Below are 16,567 nucleotides of genomic sequence, written 5' to 3' on the forward strand. Positions count from 1 at the left end.
CCTCACTCAATAATATTGCCGCGCAGCATAAAGCGCGCGTAGGCAACCGTTGAGACAAAACCCAGCATTGCAATAATCATGGCCGATTCAAAGAAGACCTCTGTTCCTAGACTCAGGCCATAAAGGATCAACAGCGCGATCGTGTTGATGACCATCGTATCCAGTGCCAGAACGCGGGTGCCGACGCCGTCCGCCGTGATGATACGCCACAGACACATCATGATGGCCGTTCCGAAGCAGGCAAAAGCAAACCAGATTGCGTAGACGATCATTCGAATATCTCCTTCAGGCGACGTTCGTAGCGGCTTTTGATCTGATCGCGCACGGCGTCAGGGTCGGGCGCATCCAGACAATGCACCAGCAGGTTATGCCCTTGTGCGGACAGATCGCTGCTGACGGTTCCGGGGGTCATGGTGATTGTACCCGCCAGCACTGTGATCGCCTCGGGCGTGCGCAATTCCAGAGGCACACTGATCCAGGCCGGCTGACGATCTGCGTCGCGTTTGAACAGGATGATCCGGGCGACGGTGATGTTGGCGATCACGATGTCCCACAGCACGACCAGAATGTACTCGACGACCATTGGCCAGTTGCGCAGCTTAGGGCGGTCGGGCCAGTAGGGCTGCGTGATAAACGGGATGATGATCCCCAAGATCAGGCCAAAAACCAGAGAGTTCAGGGTCATGTTATTGGCCAGCAGGACCCAAACAATGGTCAGCAGGAACGTCAGATGCGGGTGCGGGAAAATCCGGTGCAGAAATCTGATCATGTGTCGCCTCCCAATACGGCTGCGATGTAGTTCTCGGGTGTGAACAATTGTTCAGCCGTCTTAGCGGTATACTCCAGCGCAGGTCCCGCAAACAGGGTCAGCAGCACGAGGCCTATCGCCATCGCGAACACGGCCGTGAAGGCAAGGCCGGGGTTCGGCTCGGGCGCGGGTGCCGGTGCAGCTTCTTCTTCGTTGTCCGGGTCTGTTTCGGTGTTGTACTGGGCATCATGACTTTTCCAGAAAATCAACGAGCCCGCCCGAGCAAGGCCGACGATGGTGACAAAAGAACCGATCAGGATCACGGCCCAGATCGCATTTGCATCCGGCGCGTCACGTGCGGCATCCAGGACCAGCAGCTTGCCGACAAAGCCCGACAGCGGTGGCATACCCGCCAGCGCAATGGCACCCACGAAGAACAGGGCCGAGATCAGACCGGATTGCGGCATAGGCGCGGTTGGGACAATCGCCCCGCCTCTGCGCTCCATCACTAGGTCAGCGACTAGGAACATGAGCGCTGTGGCAAGCGTCGAATGATAGACGTAATACAGCGCGGCTGCTGTGGCCGTCTCAGTAAACAGCGAGATCGCAATGAGCAACGTTCCCATCGAGGTGATGGCACAGAACGCAACCATACGCGCAATATGCTGCGCGCCTAGAATACCGATGGCGCCAACGGCCAGCGTCACCAAGGCGGCAGGTTGCAGCCATGCGCCGACAAGACCCTGCGTTGCCTCTACCTCAGGGCCGAAACCCAGCGTGTACATTCGCAGGATCGAGTAGGCGCCGACTTTAGTCATGATCGCAAACAAAGCAGCGACCGGCAGAGGCGCGCTGGCATAGCTGGCGGGCAGCCAAAAGTGTAGCGGTAGCACGGCAGCCTTGATGCAGAATACCAGCAGCAGCAAAACCGCACCGACACGCAGCAAGGCGGTGTCGTCCGCTGGCAACTCGGCCACCCGCACCGCCATGTCTGCCATGTTCAACGTTCCGGTCACCGCATAAAGCGTGCCCAGAGCAAACAAGAACAGGGTGGAACCAAGCAGGTTATAGGCCACATACTGCACGCCAGCCTTCAGCCGTACTGAACCGCCCCCATGCGTCATCAGGCCATAGGAGGCGATCAGCAGAACTTCAAAGAACACGAACAGGTTAAAGGCATCGCCGGTCAGGAATGCGCCACAGACGCCCATCAGTTGAAAGTGGAACAGGGCGTGAAAATGTTTACCCCGGTCGTCCCAGCCAGAGGCGATAGCATAAAGCACGATCGGCAATGCCAACAGCGCAGTCAAAAGCACCATCATGGCCGATAGCCGGTCCAGCACCAGAACGATACCAAAGGGCGCGGGCCAGTTACCCAGTTCATAGACCTGAATATCGCCACCTGCGGCCTGTGCGGTGATGGTCAGGGCAATACCAATAAGGGCCACCACCCCAGCGACCGAAAAGATGCGTTGCAGGTCCAGGTGAAAGCGCAGGACCATGATGATGAACGGGGCCAGGATCGCGGGCAGGACGATTGGCGCAACGATCCAATGGTTCATGCGTCTTCTCCCGGCGCGTCAACGCTGTCATGGGCGTTCATGTCGATATGGTCATCCTTCGAGGACAGGTAGGCGCTGAGCGCGATCATCACGATCACCGCGGTCATCCCGAACGAGATCACGATGGCCGTTAGCACCAAAGCCTGCGGCAGCGGATCGGTATAGGGTACCTCTTTGTATTTGTTCAAAACGGCTGGCGCGTCCAAAGCCAACCGGCCCGTAGCGAACAGGAACACGTTCACGGCGTAAGTCAGCAGAGACAGGCCCAGAATGACAGGGAAGGTCCGGCGGCGCAGGATCAGGAATATCCCAGCAGCAGTCATGACGCCAACGGCAGAGGCTACGAGCGCTTCCATCAGACCTGCTCCTTGTTTTCTTCTTCTTGCGGCTGATTATCGCGCAATGGGTTGATATCCATCGGGAATTCCTGCGCCATACCCGGTTGCCACGCAAATCGGGACAGGCTGTCCAGCGCCAGCATCACCGCCCCAAGAACAGCAAGGAAAACGCCGGTGTCGAACAGGATGGCGGTGGCCCATTCGAACTCTTCCAGCGGTGGCCAGTGAATATAGCCAAAATCGCTGGTCAGGAACGGACGATCGTTAAACCAGGCACCCAGACCCGTGGCCGCGGCAATCAGCACGCCCCAGCCGATAGAGCCATGGTAGTAGAACCTCTGGCGTTCGATTGCCCAGGTATAGCCGCTGGCCATGTATTGCATCAGGAAGGCGATTGCGACGACAAGGCCAGCAATGAAGCCTCCGCCCGGCTGATTGTGGCCGCGGAAAAAGATATAGGCCCCGACCATCAGCGCGATGGGCATCATCATCCGAGTCACGACCACCATCATCAACGGATGCGAGTCCCCCGATTGCGGCCAATGCGGTTTCCGGTTCAGCAGGTAGCTGCGGACATTGGTGCCCAAAACAGCCTCGGTCAGGGCAAAGATGATCAGCGCGGCAATGCCCAGAACGATGATTTCGCCAAAGGTATCAAAGCCCCTGAAGTCCACGAGGATGACGTTGACCACATTGGTGCCGCCACCACCTTTGTACGAATTCGCCAGATGGAATTCGGAAATCGTCGGAAAGGCAAAATCCCGCAGCAGCAGCGCATAGATCAACGCGCCTGAACCAATGCCCGCCACGACTGAAATAGCCGCGTCGCGCCAGCGTCGTGCGGCGCTGCTGTCCCAGGGCGTATCCGTGGGCAGGAAATTCAGTGACAGCAGCAGCAGGATCATCGTGACCACTTCGACCGAGATCTGCGTCAGCGCCAGATCCGGGGCGGACAGATAGTTGAAGGCCATAGAAACGATCAGGCCGACAACACCAATCAGTACCAACGACAACAGGCGATTGCGGTGGAACCACATAATCGCCAGCGTTGCACCCACAAGGCAGATCCATCCGATAAGCGGGATGATCTGAATGGGCAGCGCCTTTCGCGTTTCGGGGCCGATCGTTCCGGTTGTATAGGCATAATAACCCAGCGCGAGGGTGAAGCCGATCATGATGATGGCATAGCGGCTAAGGACGCCGTTGTGCAAAGTATCGGTGATCAACCGACTGAGTCTTGTCAGCACGCTGATCACAGTGTCAAAGATCACCTTGGCCTCGGGACGCGGCAGAGCATTCCAGATTTTCTCTTCATGCCGATGCAAGCTAAGCAGGAACAGACCGCCCAGTGTCGCGACCACGGACATATAGAGGGCAGGCGTAAAGCCGTGCCACAGTTTCAGCGAATAGTACGGCAGCTTCTCACCGCCAATGACCGCGCTGGACACAACAGCGACCAGGGGCCCCACGATTGCGGCAGAGTTCAGCCCGATCAGTACCACCAGCACGACAAGGAAGGCAGGAGCCAACCAAAGACCAACTGGCGGATCATGCGGATGGGCCGGGTAATCATGCCGTTCCGGACCCAGGAACACATGGCTGACAAACCGGAAGGAATAGGCCGCTGAAAACAGCGCCGCCAACAATGCCAGACCCGGCACAAGATAATGAGAGTGCAGCCATGTGGTGTGAACGGTCTCTTCCAGCATCATTTCCTTGGACAGAAACCCGTTCAGGGGTGGTATGCCCGCCATCGACAGGGCAGCGATTGTGCCAATCGTAAACGTAATTGGCATCAGGTGGCGTAAACCACCCAGCCTCTTGATATCGCGGGTGCCGGTCTCATGGTCCACTATCCCGGCGGTCATGAACAGGGCTGCCTTGAACGTGGCATGGTTGATGATGTGAAAGATCGCGGCCACGGCGGCGAACTTTGTGCCAAAGCCCAGCAACATGGTGACCAATCCCAGATGCGACACGGTCGAAAACGCGAGTAGGGCCTTGAGGTCATCCTTGAACAACGCGATCACCGCACCCATCAGCATGGTGATAAGTCCAGTTGTGGCAACAATGTAGAACCAGGCGTCGGTGCCGGCCAAAACGGGCCACATGCGTGCCATCAGGAACAACCCGGCCTTCACCATGGTGGCCGAGTGCAGGTAGGCCGAAACAGGTGTCGGAGCCGCCATGGCGTGGGGCAGCCAGAAATGGAATGGGAATTGCGCCGACTTGGTAAAGCAACCCAGCAGGATCAGGATCAACGCGGGCAGGTAATAGGGCGACGCCTGGATCAGCTCTTTGTTCTGCAAAATTACGCTTAGGTCATAGGACCCGACGATGTTGCCCAGGATCAGCATCCCAGCAATCATCGCCAACCCGCCAGAGCCGGTCACCGCAAGCGCCATCCGCGCGCCTTGACGTCCTTCGGGCAGGTGCTTCCAATATCCGATCAACAGGAAGGAGCTAAGCGATGTAAGCTCCCAAAAGACAAGCAAAAGCAGTATGTTGTCCGACAGAACAATCCCGACCATCGCGCCCTGAAACAGCAGAAGATAGGTGTAAAACTGCCCCATCGGGTCCTCGCGCGACAGGTAAAACCGTGCGTAGAGGATGATCAGTAACCCGATCCCGAGGATCAACAAGGCAAACAAAAATCCCAAGCCATCCAGCATGAAATTTGCGTTCAATCCAAGGGCTGGTATCCATTCGAACCGGGCGGTCACAACATCGCCTCGCATCACAGACGGGATGTGGATCAGCAGACCCATCAGCGCCAGAAATGTGGTCAACCCAGCAGCAGAAGCAGCTGCATTTCGTCCTGCCCTGATCAGAAGGGCTGGAAAGACAGCGCCGAGAAAAGGAAGGGCCGCGATGAGGAATAGGGACAAGTGCGATACTCCGTTCTGGGCGGTCAAGTAGTACTGATTTTGTAAGGATAATTTTCTTACTGTCCAGCTAATACAACTTATTTGCTACGTGCCAACACAGCGAGGCTGCGGCTTTTGCCTGCAAAAATGACGCGAACTTGAACTGCCAGGATAAATTCGGCGCGGATTCCAATTCTGCGCTGTGATAGAAACCCGGTGTCAGGTCAGGAGGGTGCGACGTGGCCCGAAACGTAAAGCGATCCCGCAGGTGGATCTTGATCGGAGGCTGTGCCGCAGTCGCGGGGGGATTTGCGATACGCGAATACCGGCTTATTCCGCCTGACTATGCGGGACGGCAACTTGGCGTGCAGGATGCGCATAGGCAGGCGGTGGCCGGGGACGTGTTGTTGCTGGACATTCGCACCCCGAAAGAGTGGCAGTCCACCGGGATCGGTGAGGGCGCAAAATCTTTGGACATGCGCCGTGACGATTTCATTCCCGCGCTGACGCAGCTCGTCAAAGGTGACAAGGGCGCGGCAATTGCGTTGATCTGTGCGCGGGGTGTGCGCTCGGCGCGGTTGAGCAACCGGCTGACCGAGGCAGGATTTACGAATATCATTGATGTGCCCGAAGGCATGTTGGGGTCGGCCGCCGGGCCGGGATGGGTGCGCGCCGGATTGCCGGTTCGCGACTACGACAGGAGTGCAGTATGATCCGGGAATTAACACTGGCAACGGGTTTGGCGCTGGTCGGGCAGCCGGGGCTGGCCGCCTGTGCCGATCTGGAGGGAATGTGCGAAACCGCCTCGGGCGGGTACCATATCGAATTGCCAAAGGATGAGAACCCACCGCTGGTGGTGTTTCTGCACGGCTATGGTGGCACCGCCACCGGTACGTTGAAAAACCGTGGCATGGTGGAACCGCTGCTGGCGCGCGGGTATGCGGTGATGGCGCCAGAAGGGTCGGAGCGCAACGGGCGGCAAAGCTGGAACTTCTTTCCGGGTTGGGAAGGACGCGATGAAACCACCTTTTTGACCGGGGCGGTTCAGGATGCCGCGGATCGGTTTGGTGTGGATACGGACCGGGTCGTTCTGGGTGGGTTTTCGGCGGGCGCGTTCATGGTTTACTACCTTGCCTGCGCCGCGCCCGATACATTCTCGGCCTATGTGCCCGTCTCTGGAGGGTTCTGGCGTCCGGATCCTGAAACTTGCGATGGCCCGGTGCGGATGTTCCACACCCATGGCTGGACTGACAACGTGGTGCCGCTGGAAGGGCGCTTGCTGGGCGGTGGCCGGTTTCATCAGGGCGATATCTTCGCCGGGCTCGAGATTTGGCGTATCGCAAATGGTTGTGTCGATACTAAGCCCAGCGGGTTCTCGACTACCGGACCTTTCATGCGCCGCTACTGGAGCGGATGTGACGACGGCAGCGCGCTGGAGTTTGCGCTGTTTCCCGGCGGTCACATGGTGCCCAAAGGCTGGGCCGACATGATGATCGATTGGTACGAAGGTCTGCCGGGTGGGTGATCACTCGGCAGGGGTCATTACGCCCTTGCCCTCGATCACCTTCTTCAGTTCATCCCTGTAGCGACGGGCCGAGCGTGTGATTGCAGGCTCGTTATAGTCCTCTTTCATGCCAACCATACGGCGGGCTGCACCGGCCGAAACGCCGCTAAGCGCCGACAAGGGAATGGCAAGGGCAAGGCTGATCGCAATCGGGGCCAACCAGACTGATACAAGACCGGACAGGATCCCCGCGCTAAGGGCAACGCCGCTGATCGTTTCGACCGTGTGGCAAAGAATCAGCGTGCGCAGACCATAGCTGCCGCCATCCCGCGCCTGTGGGGACCAGCCCTTTTGGATGCCAAAGGTGGTGCGAATGACGGCGATCATCTGCTGCACCATCAGAATAGGGGCGTAGAGGATCGACAGAACAACCTCAGCCAGGAATGAGGTCAGGAATTTGCGCCCGCCGCCGAATTCGGCATAGCGCACACCGCTGAGCGGCAGGGCCAGAACACCCAGCACCTTTGGCGCAAGCAGCATTGCGTACATGACCAGAATGATCAGTACATGGCGGGTTTCCGTCATCTCGGGCCATTGCGGGAACATTGGATTGTCAGGGCTGAAATAATGCAGGACCGAGGCATCCTCACCCTGACCAATAAGTGCCCACATCACCAGCAGCGCAAACCACAGCGGCGACATCAGATAGCCGACTGCACCGTGGAACATATGGAACCGTGACACCGACTGAAACCCGGTCGATCCCAACAGTTTCAGGTGCTGCAAATTGCCCTGACACCAGCGTCGATCGCGCAAAGCGTGATCAATCAGTGTCGGCGGTGTTTCTTCATAGGACCCGCGAATGCGGGGCAGGAACCGCACGCCCCAGCCGGCCCGACGCAACAGACCGGCCTCGACGAAGTCATGGCTCATGATCAGTTTTTCCTGACCGTTCAGTGCTCGCAGTTTAGGCAAACCCGCACAGTTGGCGAAGGCAGAGGTGCGGATAATGGCGTTGTGACCCCAATAGTTGCCTTCCTGCCCGCACCAGCGCGCAAGCCCTTCGGCAAAAGCGATGCCATAGACGCCATTGGCGAACTGCTGCATTCGCGCAAAGACCGATTGTGCCCCGATCAGCTGAGGATAGCTCTGGATCAAACCTGCGCCCGGATCCCGGGCCAATGCGTCGGTCAAACGGGCGATGGCGCGACCGGTCATCAGACTGTCGGCATCCAATACCAGCATCGCATTCCACTCGGCACCCCAGCGGCTGACCCAGTCGGCGATGTTGCCAACCTTGCGGTCGGTGTTTTGTTCGCGACGGCGGTAATACAGTTCCAGCCCGGGGGCGAGGGTGGTACGCAGCGCCTCGACACTGGCTTGCTCCTGTGCCGCGATCTCGGGGTCGCGCGTGTCCGAGAGGATGAACATGGCATAGTGATGCTGCCCACCGCGCGCCTGCAAATCTTCAAGCATGGTCCGGGCATTGCCCAGCACGTTCCAGGGCACCTCGTTATAGACCGGCGTCAACAGGGCAACACGCAAGGGTTGGGCGCGACCCTGACGCACGGGGCGCTCCTGCCGGGACAGGGAAACCATGCCCAGCAACACAGTGCAGACCGTGAAGGAGATCCAGAAGAAGTTGAACGAGATCAGCGCCAGAAGGATGGCTTCGATCAGGTTGATGCCTTCGGCGTCGAACCAGTCCGTCATCACCCATAGCAGGCCCAGCGTCGCCGCCATTGCGGGCGAAAACGCCAGCGCACGCCAGAACCCGGCCGAGGGACGTTTGGCATCAGGAACCTGTGCATCCCGAAACCCTGCGCTGAAATCCTGCGCGGGCATGGCCAGAGGCGTCTCGGGCGGCATGATATGAAGATCTCTGGTCATGAGGTCCAACGGTAGAGCCAGACTTCAGAGGCTGGCTGTTTGTCTTTCAGCAACTGCGCGCGCAGCTCGACATGGTCGCGGTCGCCGGGCTCGAACGAAAACGCCAGCCGCAAACCGCCTGTATCGGGGTTGCGCTGCAGCACACCTTCGGATGTTTCAGCATGCGGCGAGTCCACGAAAATGGTCATCGCCTCTGGGTCGTCGAACAACTCGCTTTCTTCAAAGTCAATGACGGCCAGACGCCCTTCGCCAAAGGTGTTGTCGCCCATTGCGGTATTGATCACGCGCGCCATCGGTGTGCGCTGGGGCTCATCCCCCCAGATCAGGCGATAGGACAGGTCGACCTGGCTGCCAGCCGTATAGGGTTCGGCAGGGCGCCAGTAAGCGACGATGTTATCGTAGATTTCCTGATCAGCGGGAATTTCAACCAGCGTGACCGCACCTTTGCCCCAATCCGCACCGGGTTCGACCCACAGGCTGGGGCGCTTGTGGTAATTCGCCTCAAGATCCGCGTAATCCGCAAACTCACGCTTGCGCTGCAACAAGCCAAAGCCGCGCGGGTTGGTGTCGACGAACGACGAAATCTGCAGGCGGGTCGGGTTCGCCAATGGCCGCCACAGAACCTCTCCGGCACCGTTGCGCACCAACAGACCATCGCTGTCGTGTACGGCAGGACGGAAGTCGTCGAACCGGCTGTGGTTGGTCTGATCAAACAGGAACATCGACGTGCCGGGGGCGATACCGACGTGGCTCAGGTCCTCACGCGGGAACAGCGTGGCTTCGATATCCATCACGCAATCCGAGCCGGCTGTGACGTTGAACCGATAAGCACCAGTCACGCTGGGGCTGTCCATCAGCGCGTGGACGACCATATCGCGTTGGCCGGGTTTTGGGCGCTCCAGCCAAAATCGGATGAACTCGGGGAATTCCTCACCATCCGGGTCACCGGTTTTCAGGGCCAGACCACGGGCAGAGAGGCCATAGACCTCATGCAAGCCAATGGCGCGGAAATAGCTGGCGCCTTGCCAGACGCAGAACTCATCGGTCTGGCCGGGGCGGTGCATTTCGGTGCGCAGACGCAGGCCGGAAAAGCCCAGCGTGTCGTCGATTGGCAGTTCCGGAACGTCCTCGGATTTGTCGAACATCTCAAGATCAAACGCGACCGGAGTGGCCATTCCATTTTCAACGGTTTCAACTTTAACAGTGCGCGGGAAGTATAGGCCCGGTGTGAAGAAATCGACGTTGAAGGGTGTTTCCGTTTCAAACCAAAGCGCGCGGTCCAGCCGGAACCGGATCGAGCGGTATTGCTGATATGTCAGATCCACCCATTCCTGCGGAACCATTTCGCGTTCCGCATAGGGTCGGCTGGCCAGATCGCGGGCCATCTCGATGACAACATTGCGGTCAAATGGGACCTCACCGCCGGTGGCGAAGGTCGCGGGCGCAAATGCGAGCGCCGACGTTGAGACCAAAAATGCGCGACGTGTAAAATTCATTTCTTAGACTTCCAAGGTTGTGACTTAAACCAAGCGGCCATGTATGCCACGCCGATGATCATCGCAAAGCCAATCATGTTGGCGACGAAAACACTGGCAACATCCCGCCCACTCAGGTCTAGACCGACGCCGATAAGTCGTGCTGCAGCCATCGAAAATACGAACACGGCCAATGATTGCTGCCCAACTTTGGTGATGACGGTCAGCAGGAACTGCCAGACTTTGGCCGCTGTGCCCTGACCGGTTGCAATCAGGCGATGTCCATGTTCCCCGGCGACAACCCAGCCCAGATACGCGAGTGACAGGAAATGCAGATAGCGGAACAGGCCAAAATCGGTTTTGTCGCGGAACTCTTTCGTGACCGGCCAGACCTTGCGGATTTCGTCAGCCAGATCGGGGGCCGCCGCGTTGATCCATGTGAATACCTTCCACGAACCAAAGGGCATCGAGAAGATCAGGAACAGTGCTGCCGCCCAGATCAAGGTTTTCGATACCGGGGGGGCAGGTATCCAGCCGCGCATGAAGGCAAAACCAGTGAAGAACAGCAGTTGCCAGCCGAAGGGGTTGAAGAACCACTGCCGCTCCGACCACGGCTCGGCCGGTAGGTCCAGAACGTCGGTTTGCGCGACCAGCCAAATCGCGACGGATGCTGCGGCGACCGCCCAAAACCCGATCCGGTAGAGGCCCAGAAACATGGGCATCATCGCCAGAACCACCAAGTACATCGGAAGAATGTCGAAATAGTTCGGAACATAGGTCAGCGTGAACAAACCCACGATCTGAGGCGCAGGATCGTTGAAGAAGTGCTGCAGGTTCAAAGACGAAACGTAGGTCTTTTCAAACAGCCCCGATTGATCCAGCGCCGCCATCGACATGGCGACAAAAAAGAACAGGCAGATATGCGCCCAGTAGACCTGCCAAATACGGAACGACACGCGCGCCGTTCCCATCCACCACCCCTTGCGCAGGAACGCTCCGCCAAAGGCAATCGCCGACGCCATGCCCGAGCAGAACACGAAAATCTCGGTCGCGTCCGAGAATCCAAACCGCGCGGGAATCCACTTAGCCCATGGATCGTTCGGGATATGGGCGATCAGGATGATGAACATCGCGATGCCGCGATAGAAATCCAGGCGCGGGTCGCGCGTGCGGGCAGGGGCCGCCGCAGAGGCAGCCACTGGCGCAAAATCAGAAGCGGGCGAAACTGTCGCCATACGTATTCTGTCCTTCTTGGTCTTAGTTTTTGTTATTCAGCCGGGACGCTTTGTGCGTCTCCGTTGTCGCGTGCCGCATCGATCAATGTGCGGCGCGCAAGAGCGTAATTGTCTTCGCCCCCGGCTCTTTTGGCGCGACGGTCGTCCAGAATGCGCTCGACAGCATCCAGACGGCCGGCGCGCAGGCCGGAATCAATTGTGATGCGCTCGAATACATCACGTTGGGCGTGGCTTCCACCTGCCAATTGCATACCTGAACGGGCGTTCGACAAAAAGTCGAAGGCGTCGCCGTAAAGGCCTTCGCCAAAGGCCTCAAGCCCCTTGGCCGCCGCAATGCCAGGATCGGACATGCGGATCGGGGTGTCCCCCTGATTGCGTTGCGCATCTTTCTGAATACGCTGCAACATCTTGCCGGTCGCCTCTGGGCGGTTGTCGCCGGTCAGTGCCAGAAGATAGTGAAGATCGGCAAAGATCAGACAGCCATCTTCGGTCCGCGCGGCGCTGAGATCCGCCAGTTCTTCCCAGCGGTTGCCCACATTGACGCCCTCAAGTTCCAGCCGTGACAGCAGGGACGTGGCGTTCGAGATATCGCGGTAGTCGTCGGTTTTGTCCTGACGGATGTAGTTGTCATACAGCTCCATCACCTGATCGACCTGACCCAGATCCAGATGCATCAGCGCCTTGTGCCACCAGACGTGATAGCGGAAGTTGTTGCAGTGGGTCCAAGCCCCTTCGCGTCCGGCCAGCCAATCAAGGCCCAGCTGCGCGTTGCCTGTCATCTCGTGCACATGTGCAACGGCGTGCAAACCCCAGGCATCGTCCGACACCATCCACAGCGCCTGCCGCCCTGCGATCTCGGCTTTTTCGTAGGCACCGGTTTCTTCCAGAGCGAAGGAATGACAGCCCAGCAAATATCCACGACCCGCATGATCGGGTTCGTACGCGGGCAGAATCCGCTCGATCGACCGGCGCATGCCTTCCGCGTCGCCAAGTACAAATCGCGTCGCGTGGCTGAGCTTCATTGCCAGCGAGTCTTGTGGGTGGTCGCGCAGAATCTCTTCGAATTTTTGAATGGCCTGCGTGGGCAGGTCAGCCAGATACAGACCCAGCGCTTCGACATACAGCCGTTCGCGCGCTGAAACCGGCTGGCGTTCCATGGCACTGTTGGCGGCTGCCATTGCTTCGACGGCGACCGGCATCATCTCGCGACGGCCCAACAGGACCATGAACAAGCCTTTGACTGCGTGACCCAGGGCAAAATCGGGTTCAAGCTCCAGAACTTTGCCAAGATGCTGCGGCGTCACGGCGGCATGGGCCATGAACCCAAGCAGAACACCATCCCAGGCCTCGGCACTTGCCGGGTGGCTGAGGGTGTTCATCTGTCCGAAAACGTCTTGCTTCATGTTCATGTTCCGATCCAATCGAGAATATCTACAGCACTTGATGTATCAGAGACTGTGGGCGGGTCGTATCAGTATCGGCCCTGCTCTCGAATTGGTGAAATGCCGTGTGGGCAAAAATTGAAAAAAACCGCCGATTCAAGGGCATGTTTCAGCAACATGCCGCCGAAACGGGCACAGTGTTTCAATCGTCAAAGGGGTTTTCAGCGCCTAGAATGGCCTGCGTATCCGCCCCAAAGACGGGCGGAGCAGCCCGATATGTTACAGGTGTGCGCGACAGTTTCAGCGGATTCCCGATCAGTTGAACGTCACCCGGTGCGGCCTGCATCGCGATCTGCATCTGGCGGGCTTCGACCTGATCGGTTGCAAAAACCTGATCCAAAGTCTGTACCGGGCCAACCGGAACCTTGCGAGCTTCGAGCTGAGCAATCATGGTCTCAGACGCGTGGGTTTTCACCACCGGACGCAACACGGCGTTTAACGCGTCACGATTTTCCAGACGGGCTGGGTTGGTGGCGAAACGCGGGTCATCCGCCATATCGGGGTGATCGATGAATTCGCAAAAGCGCCGGAACTGACTGTCATTTCCGACGGCCAAAATGACGTGGCCATCGGCGGTTTCATAGACGTCATAAGGCACGATGTTAGGGTGCCCGTTGCCGCGCCGCTGGGGCACGGTGCCCGAGGTCAGATAGTTTGCACCTTCGTTGATCAGCCACGCGATCTGCGCATCTACCAGCGCCAGATCAATCTGCTGGCCTTCGCCGGTCTGATCGCGGTGGCGCAGGGCGGCCAGAATGCCGACACTTGCGTACATTCCGCACATGACATCGGCGATGCCCACGCCCACCTTCATCGGCGCGCCATCGGGTTCGCCTGTCAGCGACATGATCCCGCCGTACCCCTGTGCCATCAGGTCATAGCCCGGCTTGGACGCATTTGGCCCGGTCTGGCCGTAGCCTGAGATCGAGCAATAGACGAGGCTGGGAAAGTCTTGCGACAACGAGGCGTAGTCCAGACCGTATTTCGCCAATCCGCCGGGTTTGAAGTTTTCGATCAGAATGTCCGCATGCGAGGCCAACCGTTTGATTTCAGACTGTCCCTCGGTCGTGGTGATGTCGATAGCCACGGATTTCTTGTTGCGGTTGGCCGACATGAAATAAGCGCTTAGATCGGACCGGTTGCCTTGCGCATCTTCGACGTAAGGAGGGCCCCATTGGCGGGTGTCATCCCCGCCGGTCGCGGGGTTTTCGATCTTGATCACGCTGGCCCCCAGATCGCCCAGCAACTGCGTGCAGGTCGGTCCGGCCAAAATGCGACTGAGGTCCAGGATTTTAACGCCCTTCAGCGGTCCTTCAGATCCGGCCATCATAGCCTCCACGGTCAATTTCGGCGGCAATCACGGTGAAAGAGTTGGCCTTCATCGCCTCATTCAGGGCAGTGCGCAGTTCCTCGCGGTTGCGAACGGTGTGACCGTTGCCGCCAAACGCCCGGCCCATGGCGGCAAAGTCATGGCGGTCGAAATCCACACCTCTGTTGCCCATCTGGCGCTGACGTTGTTTCAGCTCGATCAACGCGAGGCTTGCATCGACAAAGACCAGAAAGATCGGGTTTCCGCCCATTTCGGCGGCGGTCGACAGCTCTCCGGCGACCATCAGGAACCCGGCGTCGCCCGAAAAACTGATAATCGGGCGGTTTGGTTCAGCCAGTTTCAGACCAATCGCCATTGGCACGGCGCAGCCCATGGTACACAGCGCCGAGGACTGGATCAGCCCGCGTTCCTCGGAACAATCCCACATCTGGCTCAGCAGAATGCGATGTGCGCCGCTGTCAGCCGTGGCCAGTGTTTCGGCAGGCAGGGTTGCGCGGGCTTCGGCGATGACGGCGGCGGGGCCCCATTCCTCATCGGTCGGGAACGCCTCAGCCAGCGCGGCTTTGACCTGCGCGGGTTCACCGCCCGGCCACGTATCGCGGGCAGGATTGCCCTTTGCCATGGCCTCCAACGTGGCACCCGTATCGGCGACCATATTCAGGCTGGCCTGATGCATATAGTGGTCATTGATCACAGCCGAGATGTCGATAACGCGCTTTTCCTCGGGGTCCCAGACCTCGCGCCAGCCGGGGCGCATCTCGATCGGATCGTAGCCAAGACACAAGACCAGATCGGCCTGTTCAACAAGCGGCAGAAGATGTTTGTCGGCCAGCGGTGACAACCCGGCCCCTCCAAGACACAAAGGGTGATCTTCGGGCACAACTCCCTTGGCTTTGTAGGTGGTTACAAAGGGGATGCCGAAATGTTCCAGAAACGCCTGCACAACATTGCGCGATCCGTCATACAGCACGTCCAGCCCCACAATCGCAATGGGACGTTCCGCGTCAGCCACCCAACGGCGCGCTTTCTCAAGGCAATTGCCCTCGGGCGCGACGGCGGCAGCCTTGACCAGCCGCCGCTTCTTGACGCTGGATACGCGCATATCCGCAACCGAGATCGGAATATCGATATGCACGGGTCCGGGGCGCGGCTGGTTGGCCAGCGATACGGCCTTGTCTGCCACGATATCCGCGCCCTGTGCCGTCAGTTTAAAGGTTCCTTTGGTGATCGAGCGATAGACCTGTGCGTGATCCATAACCTGATGGGTATAAGTCAGCGCTTCATCCGCATCGACGCAACCGGTCAGCACGATCATCGGCACCCGATCCTGCAAGGCGTTGGCGACCACGTTGATCCCGTTCATCGCGCCGGGGCCAAGCGTCGCCACCAGAATGGCAGGTGCGCCGTCGCGGTGATGCACGGCTTCGGCCATGAATCCGGCGGCGTTTTCGTGCTTGGTCAGGTGAAAGGTGATCCCCGCCTGTTCCAGCGCATCCACCAACGTCAGAACCTCGCCACCGGGCATACCAAAGGCATGGCGGCATCCGGCCTCGTAAAGTCTTTGGGCCAAAAGGTCCGCGGCGCGGGGCGAAAGGTCCTGCATTAGTTATGCTCCGAAATAATACGTCATTGCAGATTGCGGAGGACGCGTCCGGACGCAAGCAGGTTCACGGCAGTGTGACTAATTGACTGCGGATTCCGCCACTGCCTGAAACTTTTCATCCAGCTCTGCCGCAATTTCTTGCAGTGGCTTACCGCCTTGCTGGGCATAGGGGGCAAAGACGTGGCTTGGGGTTTTGTAGGACAAAGCCGCCGTGCCGTCCGCATTCTCGGTCACGTAGAACCGGATGGGCGCTTCGATCATTGCGTTGACCGAAGTTTCCAGAACCCGAACTGCATAGTCGTTGTTAAAGGCACCGATCACTAAGTTTCCGGGAATGATGATGCCACGGGCCGCCGCCGCCTTGGTGGGCCCGGCCTGCGTTACAACAATCAGACCGTTTTCTTTGACAGCGGTCTTCGTATCCGCGACCAACGCATCATAGCTTTTGTCGGTGGAATGAACGGCCCAGCCCGACAGCGGTTCTTGTGCCAGCGCGGGAAGGGCCAGTAAACACAGTACGGTCGAAATAGCCTTCATCGTGCTGTCCTCATGGGTATGGGTACGAAATTGATG

The 16,567-nt window shown here is 58.7% G+C and carries 14 protein-coding genes; 2 read left to right on the plus strand and 12 right to left on the minus strand.

Annotation, left to right across the window (positions count from 1 at the left end; all coding sequences use genetic code 11):
• Positions 1 to 2 precede the first annotated feature (2 nt).
• From DS906_RS11430 to DS906_RS11450, 5 genes are read right to left on the minus strand one after another with little or no spacing between them, the layout of a single operon-like run.
• A complete protein-coding gene (locus tag DS906_RS11430; RefSeq protein WP_113790300.1) occupies positions 3 to 272 on the minus strand; it encodes a K+/H+ antiporter subunit F in 270 nt (89 codons plus the stop codon).
• Entirely contained in the window at positions 269 to 769 is a 501-nt protein-coding gene (locus DS906_RS11435) for a Na+/H+ antiporter subunit E (RefSeq protein WP_369934673.1), read from the minus strand. Before DS906_RS11435 ends, DS906_RS11430 begins: the two co-directional genes overlap by 4 nt.
• Positions 766 to 2,310 (minus strand): monovalent cation/H+ antiporter subunit D, encoded by a 1,545-nt coding sequence (locus tag DS906_RS11440; protein ID WP_113790301.1) that lies wholly within the window; start codon positions 2,308 to 2,310, stop codon positions 766 to 768. Before DS906_RS11440 ends, DS906_RS11435 begins: the two co-directional genes overlap by 4 nt.
• Positions 2,307 to 2,666, minus strand: coding sequence for a Na+/H+ antiporter subunit C (locus DS906_RS11445; RefSeq protein ID WP_108860216.1), 360 nt, complete (start codon positions 2,664 to 2,666; stop codon positions 2,307 to 2,309). Before DS906_RS11445 ends, DS906_RS11440 begins: the two co-directional genes overlap by 4 nt.
• Complete coding sequence (locus DS906_RS11450; RefSeq protein ID WP_113790302.1) at positions 2,666 to 5,536, minus strand: monovalent cation/H+ antiporter subunit A; 2,871 nt, start codon at positions 5,534 to 5,536, stop codon at positions 2,666 to 2,668. Before DS906_RS11450 ends, DS906_RS11445 begins: the two co-directional genes overlap by 1 nt.
• 218 nt (positions 5,537 to 5,754) lie before the next feature.
• On the opposite strand from DS906_RS11450, the gene DS906_RS11455 reads away from it, so the two are divergent.
• Together DS906_RS11455 and DS906_RS11460 are read left to right on the plus strand one after the other, a co-directional pair.
• Positions 5,755 to 6,228, plus strand: a complete 474-nt coding sequence (locus DS906_RS11455) for a rhodanese-like domain-containing protein (protein WP_113790303.1) — start codon at positions 5,755 to 5,757, stop codon at positions 6,226 to 6,228.
• Entirely contained in the window at positions 6,225 to 7,040 is an 816-nt protein-coding gene (locus tag DS906_RS11460; protein WP_113790304.1) for a PHB depolymerase family esterase, read from the plus strand. The genes DS906_RS11455 and DS906_RS11460 overlap by 4 nt, the downstream gene beginning before the upstream one ends.
• Here DS906_RS11460 and mdoH read toward each other — a convergent pair whose 3' ends face one another.
• The 7 genes from mdoH to DS906_RS11495 form a co-directional block, all read right to left on the minus strand.
• Positions 7,041 to 8,909 carry a glucans biosynthesis glucosyltransferase MdoH gene (gene mdoH / locus DS906_RS11465; protein ID WP_113790305.1) on the minus strand — a complete coding sequence of 623 codons (1,869 nt, stop codon included), beginning with the start codon at positions 8,907 to 8,909 and terminating at the stop codon, positions 7,041 to 7,043.
• Positions 8,906 to 10,405: a glucan biosynthesis protein gene (locus DS906_RS11470; protein ID WP_113790306.1), complete on the minus strand. Its 1,500-nt coding sequence runs from the start codon at positions 10,403 to 10,405 to the stop codon at positions 8,906 to 8,908. The genes mdoH and DS906_RS11470 overlap by 4 nt, the downstream gene beginning before the upstream one ends.
• Complete coding sequence (locus DS906_RS11475) at positions 10,402 to 11,619, minus strand: OpgC family protein (protein ID WP_113790307.1); 1,218 nt, start codon at positions 11,617 to 11,619, stop codon at positions 10,402 to 10,404. The genes DS906_RS11470 and DS906_RS11475 overlap by 4 nt, the downstream gene beginning before the upstream one ends.
• Before the next feature lie 32 nt (positions 11,620 to 11,651).
• Entirely contained in the window at positions 11,652 to 13,022 is a 1,371-nt protein-coding gene (locus DS906_RS11480; protein ID WP_113790308.1) for a tetratricopeptide repeat protein, read from the minus strand.
• Positions 13,023 to 13,203: 181 nt separating this feature from the next.
• A complete protein-coding gene (locus tag DS906_RS11485; protein WP_113790309.1) occupies positions 13,204 to 14,388 on the minus strand; it encodes a CaiB/BaiF CoA-transferase family protein in 1,185 nt (394 codons plus the stop codon).
• Positions 14,375 to 15,994 (minus strand): thiamine pyrophosphate-binding protein, encoded by a 1,620-nt coding sequence (locus DS906_RS11490; RefSeq protein WP_113790310.1) that lies wholly within the window; start codon positions 15,992 to 15,994, stop codon positions 14,375 to 14,377. Before DS906_RS11490 ends, DS906_RS11485 begins: the two co-directional genes overlap by 14 nt.
• 78 nt (positions 15,995 to 16,072) lie before the next feature.
• Positions 16,073 to 16,531, minus strand: coding sequence for a DUF302 domain-containing protein (locus DS906_RS11495; RefSeq protein WP_113790311.1), 459 nt, complete (start codon positions 16,529 to 16,531; stop codon positions 16,073 to 16,075).
• Positions 16,532 to 16,567 lie beyond the last annotated feature (36 nt).

This window comes from Ruegeria sp. A3M17 (genome assembly GCF_003318255.1).
In the GTDB taxonomy this organism is placed as follows: domain Bacteria; phylum Pseudomonadota; class Alphaproteobacteria; order Rhodobacterales; family Rhodobacteraceae; genus Ruegeria.

Coding starts and splice junctions, on each gene's coding strand:
- DS906_RS11430 (WP_113790300.1), bottom strand. CDS start 272: ATGATCGTCTACGCAATCTGGTTTGCTTTTGCCTGCTTCGGAACGGCC.
- DS906_RS11435 (WP_369934673.1), bottom strand. CDS start 769: ATGATCAGATTTCTGCACCGGATTTTCCCGCACCCGCATCTGACGTTC.
- DS906_RS11440 (WP_113790301.1), bottom strand. CDS start 2,310: ATGAACCATTGGATCGTTGCGCCAATCGTCCTGCCCGCGATCCTGGCC.
- DS906_RS11445 (WP_108860216.1), bottom strand. CDS start 2,666: ATGGAAGCGCTCGTAGCCTCTGCCGTTGGCGTCATGACTGCTGCTGGG.
- DS906_RS11460 (WP_113790304.1), top strand. CDS start 6,225: ATGATCCGGGAATTAACACTGGCAACGGGTTTGGCGCTGGTCGGGCAG.
- mdoH (WP_113790305.1), bottom strand. CDS start 8,909: ATGACCAGAGATCTTCATATCATGCCGCCCGAGACGCCTCTGGCCATG.
- DS906_RS11470 (WP_113790306.1), bottom strand. CDS start 10,405: ATGAATTTTACACGTCGCGCATTTTTGGTCTCAACGTCGGCGCTCGCA.
- DS906_RS11475 (WP_113790307.1), bottom strand. CDS start 11,619: ATGGCGACAGTTTCGCCCGCTTCTGATTTTGCGCCAGTGGCTGCCTCT.
- DS906_RS11480 (WP_113790308.1), bottom strand. CDS start 13,022: ATGAAGCAAGACGTTTTCGGACAGATGAACACCCTCAGCCACCCGGCA.
- DS906_RS11485 (WP_113790309.1), bottom strand. CDS start 14,388: ATGGCCGGATCTGAAGGACCGCTGAAGGGCGTTAAAATCCTGGACCTC.
- DS906_RS11490 (WP_113790310.1), bottom strand. CDS start 15,994: ATGCAGGACCTTTCGCCCCGCGCCGCGGACCTTTTGGCCCAAAGACTT.
- DS906_RS11495 (WP_113790311.1), bottom strand. CDS start 16,531: ATGAAGGCTATTTCGACCGTACTGTGTTTACTGGCCCTTCCCGCGCTG.